The following is a 14,823-nucleotide window of genomic DNA, read 5'->3' as shown; positions in this document are numbered from 1 at the left end:
CCAGTATAGCCTATTGCGCAAGCGCATGGCAGCCCTGAAGATCTCCCTAAGAGACAGTAGCGTTAACGCAAGGCTGATCAGTTGAGATGTAGGTCTTGCCCCAATCATCAGGATTGGTAAGACCCTGATCACTCAAGCCAAAGCCTTGTACACAGGGCTTGCGCAAGCCAAAGAAGGTCTGCTGCTCAACAGGAAGCCAGGCCACGTCGTTGACAAGTTGCTGCTCAATTTTGTTATAGGCCTGCAGGCGAGCTGTAGGGTCCTGGGTCGTATCGGCCTCAAGCATCTGCGCCTGCAAAGCCTGCTCCGCTGCGGCATCGGGTCCTTTGTTCTCGCCAAAGTTCATGGCGTTCTGGGCCGTCCCTTTGCCGAACTGCAGCGTGATCCAGTCCTGGGGATCGGGATAGTCGGCCACCCAGGACGGGCCAGTGTAGAACGAGAGCGGATTGTTGGCCCCCAGACCCTGATCAGTAAAGATGGTATTCAAATCAATGTCATTGGTCTTGACAGTAATCCCCAGCGCCTGCTGCCACATCTGCTGCATAGCGGCAACCTCGTCCCTGACAGCCTGGTTACCACCGCTGGCAAATGTCAGCGTAATGGGCGGAATCTGGCTCACGCTGCTGTAGCCTTCCTCCTGCATGCCCTGCTGCAACAGCGCTTTAGCCTTCTGCGGATTGCCGGCGGTACTCTTCGTCCCATCCGGTCCAGTCAAATTGGGATTATATCCATACATGCCTTCAGGCACGATATGATTGGTAGCCACAAACGAACCTTTCCAGACATTTTTCGCTAGCAGATCCTTGTTGATAGCCAGGGCAAAGGCTTGACGGATGTGGATATTATCAAAGGGTTTCTGATTAAAGTTCATCGTGTAATAGCTGATCGCCAGGAAGAGGGTCTGGAAAAAATCCTTGCGCTGCTTATCCCGCGCAAAATCGACCTGAGGAACCGTAGCATCATCAAGCCGGCCTATCTCGTAATCTTTCTTCGTGGTATCTACGTGCTGATATAATGGCATTATCAGCTCTTTGAGCTGAGGTTTTGCCCCATAATAATAGGGGTTAGGCACAAAGACAATCTCTTTATTATGCATATAGCTCTTGACCTTAAAAGGTCCGTCTCCGCCACCTTCATTCAGATGGTCAAGCCAGGAGGTACCGAACTCACCATATTTCTGCAGCAGGCTCTTTTCCACAACAAAAGAGCTCTGGAAGGCAAGGGCATCCAGGAAATAGGCAACCGGCTTGCTAAGTTTAATAATGATCGTGTTGTCATCGGGCGTCAACAGGCTATCACCGATTATCGTCTTGATAGCGCCGCTATTGAGCTTATCCGAATCCTTAATGTAGCGCAAGTAGTTTGGCGCGGTAGTAGACTTAAGCGCAGGCTGGAAGGCGCGATCGATGCTATAGGCAACGTCGTGTGAGGTCAGAGGGGTACCATCATTAAATTTGAGGTTGGGTCTGAGATGAAAGGTATAGGTATAACCATCGGCAGATTTATCCCAGGACTGTGCTAATTGAGGCTTGATTTTGAGATTGTCGTCAAGGGAGACCAGGCCAGTAAACATCACAGAGATCGCGGTTTGCGCGTTAAAATCGGGGGCTTTGGCCGGATCGAGCGTATCGAAATCTGAAACTCCGGCTACTCCTACGCTGGTAATCAACACCTGTTTGTTATCAGGTGCTTTGGGGTGATTCTGCTGAGCAGGTGTACTTGTTGTACCTGCGCTATTTCCGCCGCATGCCACCATGAGCATGGCCAGCAGGCAAAAGAGGGGAAACAGCATTCGTTTCGTCAAAGACATCTTTACATGCTCTCCTTTTGGAAAATGGCATAGAGAAGTTCGCTTTACACACACTCAAGACCAGACAACATTATTTTTGCGGCACGCTAATTGGCCCGTCCTTCGCCGGGCTCTCTGGCGGAGGTGACTTGATCCAGCAAGAATGAACTTTGTATATGCTCCCAGGAGAAAATCCTAGTTCAACTCATACGCACGACCTTTCTACATGAGGACATGATGTACTTCCTGTCCCACTAAAGCCAGCACTTCAAAAAGGTATCGGTGAGCTAGACGGAACAAACGAGAAGATATATTTAGCCCTTCTTACCAGGCTTATTTAGTAATACGCAATATTACACTAAAATATCACAACACGGCCATAAGGTTTTAATAATCCTTTTTATAATAAAAATATACCTTTCATATCTGGCAGGCATAAATATACGAAAAATAGGCTGAAGTCGGCCACTGCAGGCGGCTGACAGCAAGCGGCCCTGGATAGTCATTGGGAAAAATAGCTGTTTCCCCTGCATAAAGTGACCTTTGTAGCTTGAGCTTATGTCTCAACTTGCATTATTCTGTAGTCACTGAGTACTATCTTTGAGCTTTTTTGCTTGTCATTCGTAAACTTAAATGATGTAGATATGTATGTATTTATCATGTTGCGCGTGAGGAGATCAGTGCTGTGCGTATCTTAATAGCTGAAGACCATCCCAGTCTGGGACCAGATTTAAAAGAAGGTATGGAAAAGTTTCACTACGCTGTCGATCTAGTTAGCGATGGAGAAGATGCCCTAACCATGGCTCTGACGATCTCGTATGATCTTATCGTCCTTGATGTTATGCTGCCATCTCTTAGCGGCTTTGAAGTGTGCCGGCAATTGCGCAACCAGAAGCGAACGGTGCCGATCCTTTTTTTGACTGCCCGCAGTACCATAGATGATCGGGTCACCGGGCTGGACCTTGGCGGTGACGACTATTTGACCAAACCATTTGCCTTTCGCGAATTTGAGGCACGTGTGCGCGCCTTGCTGAGGCGAGAAGGTCCCATCAAGAGCTCAGCGCTAAGCTTTCTTGATATCATACTCAATACGAGTACGCGCGAGGTGCACCGTGGAGCACGCCAGATTCTACTATCGCCCAAAGAGTATGCTCTATTGGAATTTCTTTTGCGCCATCCCCGCCAGGTCCTGAGCCGTACCACGATTGCCGAACACGTCTGGGATTTCGAGGCCGAACATTTTTCCAACGTCATCGATGTCTATATTCGTACTTTACGCAGCAAGCTATGCGCCAGCGGCGAACCTGATATCATCCAGACCCATCGTGGAGCCGGCTACCAGCTGAAGGAGCCAGAGAGATGAAAATGCAACCTCCTTACCTCAAATCGCTACACCTATATATGCTGCGGCTCTGGCAAGGCTGCTTAGCGAGCGAGGCCGCCCGTTCCATCAGGGAACTGCGCGATCGCTTTTGGCCGCTGGGCATTCGCCTACAACTTACCTGCTGGTACACAGGTGTGCTGGCGATCATCATCCTCTGCTCAGGAGCTGTGGCCTATAAACATCTCGATACCTCCCTGGAAAGTACAGCAGATACCGCGCTTAATCTGCGCATCCAGCAAATTGCCAACGAAGTCAGCTATCGGAATGGCCACATTCGCTTTGATGAAAGCATAGGAGACATCCCCCGCCTGAGCTCGACGGCCAGCCCCTCCTCTGGCATAGCCGTGGACGTCGATGCCTCCTCGATTGTGCGCATCCTTGATAGCAAAGGCCGTGTCCTGCGCGCCACGCCTGCCTTTCAAAGGCTTTCCCTCCCCGAGGAGAGTTTAGCACAGCCCTTAAGCGGGCAGCCCTGGAAGGGAACTGTCAAGACATCTTCTGATCAGGAGATACGTATTGCCAGCCAGGCACTTACAAGACATGGCAAGCCCTACGCCATTGTTCAGGTAGGGGAATCGCTTAAACAGCTGCATGCAGTGCTCCACCAGGAAGTTGTGCTTTTTGTACTACTCACGCCCGAAGTGCTGATGATGTGCGCCCTCATCGGCTCCTGGCTCTCCATGCGTGCCTTTGCTCCCATCCATAAGCTTGCCGCGACAGCCAGGCGCATAGGTGAGGGCGATCTCCAGCAGCGCGTGCCGGTTCCCCAGCCACGCGACGAGGTGCAATTCCTGGCCATGACCCTCAACGACATGATTGAACGCCTTGACGCGGCCTTCAAACGTCAGCAGCGCTTCGTTTCCGACGCTTCACACGAGCTACGCACACCGGTGGCAGCCATTCGCAGCAAGACAGACGTAGCGCTCCTGCAGGATCTGAGCCCGCGCGAGTATGTGGGAGTACTGCAGGGCATAAATACAGAAGCCGAACGGCTCAGCCGCCTGATTAACGACCTGCTCGTGCTGGCGCGCGCCGACGAAGGACGTACGCTCCTGGCCCAGGAACCTGTACAGCTAGACTTTCTGGTCAAGACTGTCGCCGCCAATGCTGAAGAGCTGGCCCAGGAGCGCGGCATCACGGTAGAAGTACAAACGCCACAACCTGTCACTATCTGTGGCGACGAGGCACGTCTCATCCAGGTCGTGATGAACTTGCTCGATAACGCCTTGATCTATACGCAGGCCGGTGGGCACGTGACGCTCAAAGTAGAGCAGGATGAGGCTGCCGCCCGCATTATCGTCAGCGATACCGGACAGGGTATCGCCCCAGAACATCTCCCCTACATTTTTGAGCGCTTCTATCGAGCCGATCCAGCGCATCAACATCACGAGGGTGGGAGCAGCGGCCTGGGCCTGGCCATAGTTGATTGGGTTGTACGCGCGCATAATGGGAGCGTCAGCGTGAAGAGCCAGCCGGGTCTGGGCTCTACCTTTATCGTGAATTTGCCCCGTGGCACAAAATAATAGGCAGAGCTTGACATATCTCTCTTCCTCTCCTATAATTTAGTTAGTTAACTGACTTAACGGGAGAAAACATTGAAGAAGGAAGGGAAACGCGAACGGCTGCTGGAGGCCGCCAAAGCACTATTCCACCGCAAGGGTTTCTATCGCACAACCCTTGCCGACATTGCCCAGGAAGCTGATATTCCCCTTGGCAACGTCTATTATCACTTTAGAACCAAAGAACTGCTTGCCGAGGCCGTGATTAATGAGCATCTTGCAGATATCAGAGCCAAAATGGCAGGTTGGGAACGGGACCCTGACCCTCGCCAGCGCTTAAAGGCTCTGGTGCGCAACAGCGCCGATGAGAAATACCTGGTCCAATACGGCTGTCCCTATGGCAGTCTGTGCCAGGAGCTAGAAAAGGATGATAATCGCCTGGCCGAGCAAGCCGGTCAAATGCTCAAGCTTTATCTTGATTGGATCACACAGCAGTTTCGCCAACTTGGCAAAGGTGAGGAAGCCGCTGACCTGGCTGTCGATCTTTTCGCAGCTGTCCAGGGCATTAGCTTGCTGGCAAATGGTTGTCGCTCGCGGGATATGCTCATGCGCAAGATAGAGCGCCAGGAGGCCTGGCTTGATACGCTCTAAACGAGCTAACGTACTCTTGCTGCAGCATGACTTGGGCCGCGCTTGTTTTCTGTCTTATATACAAGTTAGTTAACTTACTTAAAATTTTTATGCGCAAACGAGCCGATGTTGTATAGTACAGCGTGTAACATCAAAAATCTCAAGCACTTAAAGAGGAGCTACACCATGGAAAAACGTTCTCTTGGACGATCTGGCTTAGAAGTTACGACCCTGACCCTTGGCGGAAACGTCTTCGGTTGGACCGCCGATAAAGAGCAATCATTTGCCGTGCTCGATGCCTATGTTGCCGCCGGTGGTAACTTTATCGATACCGCCGAAGTCTATTCAAAATGGGCGCCTGGCAATCCTGGTGGCGTATCCGAAACCATTATTGGGCAGTGGCACAAAGCGCGCGGGAACCGCGATAAGATTATTATCACCACCAAAGTAGCCTACCAGACGCCTAAAGGCCTCTCGCGCCAATACATTCAGCAGGCCGTCGAGGCCTCGCTGCGCCGCCTGCAAACCGACTATATCGACCTTTACCAGTCTCACAGCGATGATAAAGAGACGCCATTAGAGGAAACCCTGGAGACCTACGCTGAGCTGATCAAGCAGGGGAAAGTACGCGCGATTGGTGCCTCAAACTATAGCGCCGAGCGGCTTGCCGAGGCTCTACGCGTCAGCGAGCAACATGGCTATCCGCGCTACGAGAGCCTGGAGCCCCTATACAATCTATACGAGCGCGCAAGCTATGAGCAGGGTCTTGAAAAGGTGTGCCGAGAGCAGGGCCTTGGCGTAATCAGCTACTTAGCGCTGGCCAGTGGCTTCCTGACCGGCAAATATCGCTCTGAGGCTGATCTTAATAAGAGCGCACGTGGTGGAAGCATCAAGGAATATCTCAATCCGCGCGGCTTCCGCATCCTGCAAGCACTGGATGAAGTGGCAAAAGAATACAACGCCACGCCGGCCCAGATCTCGCTAGCCTGGCTTATCGCGCGTCCCAGCATTACTTCACCCATCGCCAGCGCCACAAGCGTCGAACAGCTTGAGCAGCTGACCAGAGCCACCGAACTCAAGCTTGATGCCGCAGCCATCGCCCGCCTGGACCAGGCCAGCGCCGAAGATAGCGTCAAAGCCTGATAAGTGCTGACCTTCACGGCCTCCCTGGTAATCACAACCTGTGGAGGCCTGGCAACTGAGGAGGCGTCGTTCCATGCTCGCCTTCTCAGATCTCTCCACGCGGCACCAGCCGGAGCTCCTCACATAGCCGCCCACGCGTCCCCACGCAAGCCAGATCTCACCAGCCATTCAACATGAGTAGCGCCCTCTTTGTACCTTCGCTTTCAGGCAATATTTGACAAGCTGCCTATCTGCCAGCTCCGATTAGCCCGGACTCCTGCTCAATTGCCGTCAGAATAAGCTCAACGATCTCAGAGGGAGTCCTCTCATCGGTAGGAATTTGCAGGGCGAAGGCCGGCGCCTCAAAAGCTGCAAGGCAGCGCTCCATGCGCTCTCGAATCCAGGTCAGGGCCTGCTCTGTATGCTCATGCTGGCGCTGAGCAAGGCGTTTGTGCAGTGTCTCTTTACGTGCAGTCAGACAGAAATGATAGAGGTGCGGATCGAGACCACGCAAACCGGCCACGATCTCCTCAAAATAGGGGCGATGCCAGAGCGTCATAGGCACCACCAGCGTGCGCCCGTAGATCCTCTTGAGCACGCGCGCCGTCTCTATTACCAGCTCTCGCCAGGCCGTCAGATCCTGGAAATCGCTAAAGCCCTCAATAGGCCTGACAATATGTGCCAGTCCCGCGCCTACAACCTCTGGATCGTAGAGCATACTATGATACAAGCGCTCTACAAGCAGCTCTGCCGCCGTCGTTTTTCCCACAGCGAACGAGCCGTTGAGCATAACAATCATCGTGAAAACTTTCCCCGCGTTAGATATATCATCAAACCTGCGCCATAAGCCAATGACGTGCTCATCCCCTGGCCAGAAACGAGCACGCTTCTTTTCAGCTAACGTTCAGCCGGCAGAGATGGCCTTATTCAACGCGCAAGACCGGCTCCTCGCCCTCGCCGGCCAGCGCTGTCACCTCACCGATGCGCCAGAAAGGCACTTCTTGCTGAGCCGAGAGCGTCGCCCAGAGAGCCGGCTCAATTGCCGCAAAGAGGCCGCCCGAAGTCTGCGGATCAAAGCAAATGGCCTGATCGAACTGATCGAGATTAGCGGCAAAGCGCACATGAGGCTTTACAGCGCGCTCATTGCGGTGCGTCCCGCCGGGAATGCAACCGGCCTCAGCATAATGCCTTACATTGGGCAACAGCGGCAAAGCCGCGTAATCAAAGCGCATATGCGCCTGGCTCTGAAGCGCCATCTCCCAGGCATGGCCAAGCAGGCTAAAGCCAGTAATATCAGTCGCCGCGTGCACAGCAGAGCCGGCCTGGACCAGCAGTTCACTGGCGCGCCGATTCAGCCTGGTCATCGACGCAACAGCCGCCGCCATATCCGCCTCCTGCACCTTCTCTTGCTTCTGGGCCGTCGTCAACAGTCCCGTGCCCAGCGGCTTGCTCAGCACCAGCACATCGCCGGGCTTCGCACCACCCTTAGTCAGGATACGCTCGGGATGAACCATGCCTGTCACCGCTAGCCCATACTTTGGCTCGCTATCCGAGATAGAGTGGCCGCCGGCAATCGCGCTGCCCGCCTGCTCCACAATATCCATCCCACCACGCAACACCTCGCTAAGGATCGCGGTATCCAGATCCTCGGGCCAGGCCACCAGATTAATAGCCATAAGCACCTGCCCGCCCATCGCATAAATATCGCTGAGCGCATTAGCCGCAGCGATCGCGCCAAAGGTATAGGGATCATCGACCACCGGAGGGAAGAAATCAGCGGTACTGATAATGGCCTGTTGCTCATTGACTTGATACACGGCGGCATCATCAATCGCTCCCAGGCCAACCAGCAACTGTGCGGGCACATTGCGTTGGCGGAGAGGACGCAGTACCTGAGCTAGAATATCTGAGCCTATCTTCGCGGCGCAGCCCGCACAACTTGCCAGTTCGGTAAGCCGCACACGTTGATTGGTTGTCATCAAAATACCTTCCTATTCTTTGCTTGTTCAGAAGTACTGCCCCTATTAAACCACAAAAAGTGCGTACCCTACTATTTCTTAGAGAAATGCAATTCATTCTCTACAAGAAAAGGACCCGCCGGTATGGATTGGAGGGCCTTTTTCTCAGTGTGCCGAACAGCTCGAAGTAAAAAGAGTATGGCGCCGAGCTCATGGGAGAACTCTCGCGTCATACTCTACAGGTCTTATATCTGCCACTTGAGGATAGTGGCTTGCGCGCCTTAACGCCATCTCGTTATCAGAAACTTGCGAAGGGCTTCGCCTGCTTGAAAAGATCAGTCTATTCGCCAACCACATCGGTTAGCTGGTCCACAATCTTATTAAGCTGCGTAGCCGCCTCATCGGTCGATTTAGCGCCGCGTGTAAGCTGTTCCGTCACCTGCGTCGTCACGCGCAAGGAAGTTGAGAGCTTTTCATTCATAGTTTCCAGGTGCTTGATAGCGCGCTCAATATAGGCTGCAGTCTCCATCATCTCATTGAGCGTATTGCCATTGCGCAACTTTTCAGCGCTTTGGGGACTCTGGCGCAGCTCAGTGCTGATAGACAGAATACGTTGCGCCGCCACATCGGCCGCCTTAGTATAGTACTTCACCGAATCCAGCGCCACTTGAGAAGCCTCAACCATCCAGCCCTGCTCAGTCGCCATCTCATGCTCTTCATCGGCAAGCGTCTTCAAAGCAGCGCTATTCTTACGCAGCGAGATCACCGAATTCAAGATCGGTGTAGCGATCCGTCGTCCGGTCACGATACCCACAAAGACCGCCAGGATCAGCACAAGGACCACAATGAGAAAAAAGCTAATAAGCTGCTGATCCACAAGCGAGGTGATAGAGTTCGTCGGCTTAAGAATATAATAAGTCCAGGAGGCGACCGAGCTCTTGTATTTTGCCCCTTGATAGATCTCATTTTCGCCAGCCGGATTCACCTGAAACTGATTGGACGTCAGGCCTTGCTGCAACAAAGTTGCAAGATTCTGGTCCTCGGCCACCGTCACAGGCGTAGAGCTGTTTCCGTAGAGATCCTCGTCCTTGATTCTTTGCTGCAAGTCTTGAGGCATATTTTGGATAGCCTTAAACAGATAAGGCGAATGCGTAGCGCCCGAGTGATCAGGATTGCTATAGGCAATACGAATTTTATTATTGTCAAGGATAAAGGCAATGCTATCGGTCCCATTCTCCTGCAGCTCCCGATTTACGGGGTCCCAGACACGCTGGAGTCCCAGCGATATACGCACAAAGCCCAAAATATGATTGCCTTTATCGACCACCCGTGCATAGAGATCTACAGAAGCTTTCCTGGCTGCCTGGTCATAAAATACATCTGAAATGAGTGCTTCATCGGAACTCTGAAGCTTTGAAACATCCTCGGGGAGAATAAGATATCTTCCATGCCGCAGAGGGGCAGAAGGATAGGAGGCGATAGCAAGGTCGCCCTGATTATTCAGAAGAGATAAGCTGATGAAATCGGCCTGATCGCGGTGTTGGGTAATAGCTAAAAGATTTTCGGCAATCTTGCGGCTTCCCTGATCGCCGGCGAGCAAACTCTTGATGGGGTCAGCCTGACTCAACAATTTCGTATCGTTAAGGCGTTCGGCAAGATACGTATCAATTAATTGTACGCGAGTCTGCGCATCGCGCTCCAGACTGGTATTGACCTGATCAACCAATTGGGGGCGCAAGAAACTTTCGAGGCTAAGGAGGGCTGCCAGTAGAGGGATAACGGCAGCGGCCGCCAGTAGGAGCGGTATATACACAGATAGAGATATACGTCTCGTCTGTACCACATTTTCGACTTGTTGAGACATAGAGCAAACGATCCTTTACAACGAAAATTTACTGACGAATCAGGCCGACGCGCTCTAACTCAGCGAGCATCGCATGGATTACATCAGGGGGATAGCCCATGAGACGCATAAGATCATGCGCCGAGCGCTTGCCATCGATCAGCAAAAATAGTTGTCGATGTGTACGTGAGAGTCCAAAATTATTAAAGTAAGGCAAAACTTCATTAGGCTGATGTAACCGCTGAGGAGCATCCATGGCAACGCTCGGCAATTCTCCACTGCCCTGTCTTACAGAAGAAACGCGCGGGATCGGCCCGGTCTGACCCGTTCTGGTCTGGATCGGCTCGGTTATCGGCCCCGTTTGCAATGACTCGTTGAGCGGCCCCGTCTGCATTGGGCCGGCAGCCGGTAATAAATCACTTGACACCGAGGATAAAGGCTGAAAGGCAAAGAAGCAGGCCCCCCACAGCACAAGATAGTCGAAGGCCTCCCTTCCTCTCAACTGTCCTACACTGGCATCAAAAACCTGTCCACTCTGTAATATGATGCTTCCTTGCTCTACCGAACTGGTTGCTCCGTCACGCCTTACAGTCAAAAGACCTGTTTTGCGCGCAGTCTGGAGAACCTGGATCACATCAGCAAGTTTATCTGTAGCTATTCCTCGCGGGCTCATAATTATTTACTCCACTGAACGCTAATCTAGCCATGCTTTTGCGTGCATGGTGACGAAGCCCAAAACCTTGCCTGAGATCATCATAAGAAATAAAGGTACCTTACTGGAACAGCCAGGGGCAAGCACGTATCCACCCACCGCAAGCCTGTAAGCAGGATCAATCCGAGCAGCATAAAGAGACGAACTTCAATGTTCGCCTCCAGCGCAGCGGAAGGCCTGAATTTGCCAGGCGTATTGGCAGGCAAAATGAGCTTGCTCTCCCCCTCGCAAGCAGAGATAACAGGGGTTAGGGACATCGAGGCCACTCCAGGATCATAATATAAGCTTAGATATTAGCATAACATATAAAACATGCGCAGGTGCAGCATTTATACTTTTGTCTGTATTCATGGTTCATGATAGAAGATTTGAGCTAACGGTCAGACCAGGCAAAGAAAAACTACAATGGCTATAGCAGGCATAAACAATACTCTCTCTCTCGCCCTAAGGCCGTGGAAAATAGTTGCTTACATAGCCAGGCACCGGCGAACTTATCCGCATGATCTGCAGGATATAGCTTCCAATAAGCTGACCTGCATAGCTTGCGGAGATAGCTTTTCAGTAAAGCTAATCATAAGTGCTTTCGGTTGAGGATGGTAGCATACCGTCAAATTAATGTCAACTAAAGCCTGTTCTTCATCTGCCCTCTAATTCACCATCCCAGGGTTTAAAAAGCCCGCAGATACATCTTTTAAGTAAAATAAAAAGTATTAATGCAGCCCGGTTAGAGTTTACAGGGAGTCATCGCTAGAGATGGCATAGACTTACTGTAGAGGTTTGCAGGAGAAGAGAAAGAGAGCTCACGAGCCAATAGCCCCAGGGTGAGAGCTCATCCACACAGCTGAGACGCTGAAGGAGCAAGGAATAAGCTTTTTAAGGGGCAGGAGAAATTGACAAATAATCAAGCAAAAATTCCAACTAAGGTAGGAGCCAGCGTTACATATAAACGCCTCTATTTAGAGAGAATAGAGCGGATTTATAACCGCTCTATTCCTTAATATTAATTTAATACCATAATGGCTATCAATATCTCTTTAGCAGCAAAGCTGTCTGATGATAGCCAACCCCAACTGCCGCGAAGACCAGGTACCCGGCAGTAATAGAGTGATAATGGTAAGCAAGATTGACAGGATAAGTAGCCAGCGTAAGATTGCCAAATTGCTCAAACGTATCCAAATATTCTTTGGGTTGGATGCTGGAAGCCCACTGATCCATCAACACGCGCGAGGCCTGATGAGTAATCAGAGCAATATCCTTGCCTGAGAGATCATACTTCTTCAAGAGGGCATTAACCATCTGTGGCAAGCCATACATGCCCGAAACCTGGAACGAGCGAATGCCCTCTTCCAGCGTAATCTCATAAGTTGGGATGGGCACATTATTCTCATCCACGAGCAAATGACGCTGCCCATGTGAACTGATCACGCGCGTTTGCATAGTCATGGCTCCGTACTGCTCGCTGAGCGTTTGAGTAGCGTAATCCACAAGCGCAAAAGGCGCGTTGGGCCCCAGCACAACTGCCCCTGCCCCATCACCCACGCTAAGGGCATGGCCCTGCGTATAGTCCATAAATTTTGTCCAATTAGTTCCACACACGATCAGAGCATATGTGCAATGGCCCGCGGCAATTGCCTCCCAGGCCTGCAGAACACTGAGGAGAAAATTAGTGAACTCATTATTAACCGGCACGACAAGAGTTTGTTCCGATAGCTTCAAACCACGATGGACGGCATACAGAGCATTAGGAGTGATATAGGGCGACACAGTAGCGTAGCCATAGAGTCGATCAATATCTGCAGGTAGCAGATTGGCCCGATTTAGCGCGATCTGGGCTGCCTCAACCATCAAGGTTTCTAGCTGCTCATCGCCGTCTAAATAGCGCCGTTCCCTCATACCAGTAAACAGATCCTTTTCGGCGATACCGCGGGAATTGACAGTGCCCTTCACTTGGTTAAAAATGGGATCGTCATTACGGCGAATATGCGGCGGGACACTATAGCCGCACCCCAGTATCCCAATCTGCTGCTGCATCTCACCTCCGGCAAGACTGTTCTCCATCTTTCGCTCTCCGGCTTTATATCTCAAAGTGGACAATGTATGTGGTATCATCATGCATTTACAGTAGTTTTTTGCTGCCCGAAGAAAGCGCTAAGCGTATCGGTACGACGCCGTAATGAACGAGGAACTTCGTTGATATCTACCAGCGCATCGATAACACAGGGCTCCTGAGCCGCAAGCGCCAGGCGCAGGCTCTGCTCAAACTCGTCAAGATTGCTGGCCTTGAAAGCACGCACGCCAAGGCTTCTCGCGATACCGCTGATATCAAGCGGCTTGCGAAAAATGCTAGCAAAGGAGCGGCCGCAGATCAGCGTCTCACCGTTATAGACCATTCCATGGCCACCATTGTTGAGGACAACCCAGATCACCGGAATATTGTAATCTGCGGCCGTGTGCACCTCCATCCCATTCATCGCAAAAGCTGCATCGCCAACCACAGCCACAACCGGTCGCTCAGGAGCGGCTACCTTGCCGCCGATCGCCGCAGCAACCGCATAGCCCATCGAGGCCACATTTGTCGCCATAAAGACGCTACCCGTCTGGCGGGCTTCGTAATACTGGCCGATCCAACTAAAACAATTGCCATTATCGACAAAGAGCAAGGCCTCGTCGGGCAACACTTCATTCAACTTCGCCGCCAGGGCCTGCGGCTTAAATACCTCAGCTTGTCCCTGCAACTCTTGTGCATCATAATAACGCCCTATATACGCCCGCATCTGCTCCAAGGCACTATCGGCATAGCGCGGCACATGCACAGAAAGCGGGCTCAATGCCTCGGCCAGCGCTGTCAGCACCCCCTTTGCATCACCAACCACGCTCAGATCAACCGGATAGTTCTTGCCTATCTCCAATGGATCTATATCGATCTGAATAACCATCCGATTTTGGGCCAGACGCGCATCCCAGCCATGCGTCTGAAACTCGCCGAGACTGGTACCGACAATGAGCAGGACATCGACCTCATCAGAGAGCAAATATTCATCGGCAAGAGGATGGCCACCATAGCCAAACACGCCAAGAGAGAGGGCATGACGCTCAGAGAAGGCGCTTTTCCCCTTCAAAGTCGTGGCCACCGGCATATGCACAGCCTCAGCCACGCGCTGCAAGGGCTCCCAGGCGCCCGAAATATTGATGCCATGGCCTGCCAGCACGGCCGGCATTCTCGCTGTACTCAAGACCTGGGCTATCTGCTGAATGGCCTGTATATCTCCTCCAGCTGCAACATGAGCGTGATGCTTTAGCACATTCAAGGCTGCTACTGGGGCCTCCTGCTTGACCACATCGGCCGGAAGATTGAGATGCACAGCGCCTGGACGCCCGGTCAGCGCAGTGCGAATCGCCCGCCGAATCAAATGTGGCATCTGAGGCCCATTCTGCAACATTAACGAGAGCTTAGTAGCCGAACGATAGATATCTACAACATCGACATTCCAGTTGCCACTACTACTATCCTGCAACGCCCCTTTCCCAAAGGTGCTTGTAGAAACCTGTGCCGATAAGAGCAGGACAGGAATAGAATCACTATAGGCGCTGGCGATCCCGGTGAGCGCATTTGTCGCCCCCGGTCCGCTCGTCGCACAACAAACTCCCAGGCCGCGTTTGACGCGTGCATAGCCTTCCGCCATAAAAGCCGCCCCTTCCTCATGTTTTGCCAGCACAGGTCGAATACGCTCCCTTTCTGCTAAAGCTTCAAATAATGGCACCAGCGGCCCCCCAGGCACACCAAAGATATGGGTTACCCCGAGCTCCTCAAGCCCCTCCAATAGCACGTGGATGGCAGATAACGACTGCATGTGTAGTAGCTCCCTTCGGTTTCTTCGCCTAACAA

General features: G+C 52.2%; 11 protein-coding genes. 4 read left to right on the top strand and 7 right to left on the bottom strand.

The annotated features are described in order from the left end of the window. Positions 1–46 precede the first annotated feature (46 nt). Positions 47–1,810, bottom strand: a complete 1,764-nt coding sequence (locus EPA93_RS35280; RefSeq protein ID WP_129892012.1) for a peptide ABC transporter substrate-binding protein — start codon at positions 1,808–1,810, stop codon at positions 47–49. 664 nt (positions 1,811–2,474) lie between these two features. Here EPA93_RS35280 and EPA93_RS35275 point away from each other — a divergent pair. From EPA93_RS35275 to EPA93_RS35260, 4 genes are all read left to right on the top strand, one after another. Next, the gene (locus EPA93_RS35275) at positions 2,475–3,152 is read left to right on the top strand and encodes a response regulator transcription factor (RefSeq protein WP_129892011.1); all 678 of its coding nucleotides are present in this window, start codon (positions 2,475–2,477) and stop codon (positions 3,150–3,152) included. After that, positions 3,149–4,696 carry a sensor histidine kinase gene (locus tag EPA93_RS35270; protein ID WP_129892010.1) on the top strand — a complete coding sequence of 516 codons (1,548 nt, stop codon included), beginning with the start codon at positions 3,149–3,151 and terminating at the stop codon, positions 4,694–4,696. Before EPA93_RS35275 ends, EPA93_RS35270 begins: the two co-directional genes overlap by 4 nt. 72 nt (positions 4,697–4,768) lie before the next feature. Beyond that, positions 4,769–5,323, top strand: coding sequence for a TetR/AcrR family transcriptional regulator (locus EPA93_RS35265; RefSeq protein WP_129892009.1), 555 nt, complete (start codon positions 4,769–4,771; stop codon positions 5,321–5,323). 165 nt (positions 5,324–5,488) lie between these two features. Beyond that, the gene (locus tag EPA93_RS35260) at positions 5,489–6,445 is read left to right on the top strand and encodes an aldo/keto reductase (protein ID WP_129892008.1); all 957 of its coding nucleotides are present in this window, start codon (positions 5,489–5,491) and stop codon (positions 6,443–6,445) included. A 226-nt stretch (positions 6,446–6,671) separates the two neighbouring features. Here the strand turns inward: EPA93_RS35260 and EPA93_RS35255 are convergent, their stop codons facing one another. From EPA93_RS35255 to EPA93_RS35230, 6 genes are all read right to left on the bottom strand, one after another. Then, the gene (locus EPA93_RS35255) at positions 6,672–7,223 is read right to left on the bottom strand and encodes an AAA family ATPase (RefSeq protein WP_129892007.1); all 552 of its coding nucleotides are present in this window, start codon (positions 7,221–7,223) and stop codon (positions 6,672–6,674) included. A gap of 124 nt (positions 7,224–7,347) precedes the next feature. Continuing rightward, the gene (gene selD / locus EPA93_RS35250; protein ID WP_129892006.1) at positions 7,348–8,403 is read right to left on the bottom strand and encodes a selenide, water dikinase SelD; all 1,056 of its coding nucleotides are present in this window, start codon (positions 8,401–8,403) and stop codon (positions 7,348–7,350) included. Positions 8,404–8,722: 319 nt separating this feature from the next. After that, positions 8,723–10,246: a cache domain-containing protein gene (locus tag EPA93_RS35245; protein ID WP_129892005.1), complete on the bottom strand. Its 1,524-nt coding sequence runs from the start codon at positions 10,244–10,246 to the stop codon at positions 8,723–8,725. Positions 10,247–10,274: 28 nt separating this feature from the next. Continuing rightward, positions 10,275–10,898 (bottom strand): DUF4388 domain-containing protein, encoded by a 624-nt coding sequence (locus tag EPA93_RS35240; RefSeq protein ID WP_129892004.1) that lies wholly within the window; start codon positions 10,896–10,898, stop codon positions 10,275–10,277. 1,062 nt (positions 10,899–11,960) lie between these two features. Continuing rightward, positions 11,961–12,995, bottom strand: coding sequence for a 3-oxoacyl-ACP synthase III family protein (locus EPA93_RS35235; RefSeq protein WP_129892003.1), 1,035 nt, complete (start codon positions 12,993–12,995; stop codon positions 11,961–11,963). Positions 12,996–13,045: 50 nt separating this feature from the next. Next, positions 13,046–14,788: a thiamine pyrophosphate-binding protein gene (locus EPA93_RS35230; RefSeq protein WP_129892002.1), complete on the bottom strand. Its 1,743-nt coding sequence runs from the start codon at positions 14,786–14,788 to the stop codon at positions 13,046–13,048. Positions 14,789–14,823 lie beyond the last annotated feature (35 nt).

This window comes from Ktedonosporobacter rubrisoli, assembly GCF_004208415.1.
Lineage (GTDB): Bacteria > Chloroflexota > Ktedonobacteria > Ktedonobacterales > Ktedonobacteraceae > Ktedonosporobacter > Ktedonosporobacter rubrisoli.
This window is presented reverse-complemented; position numbering and strand designations above follow the sequence as displayed.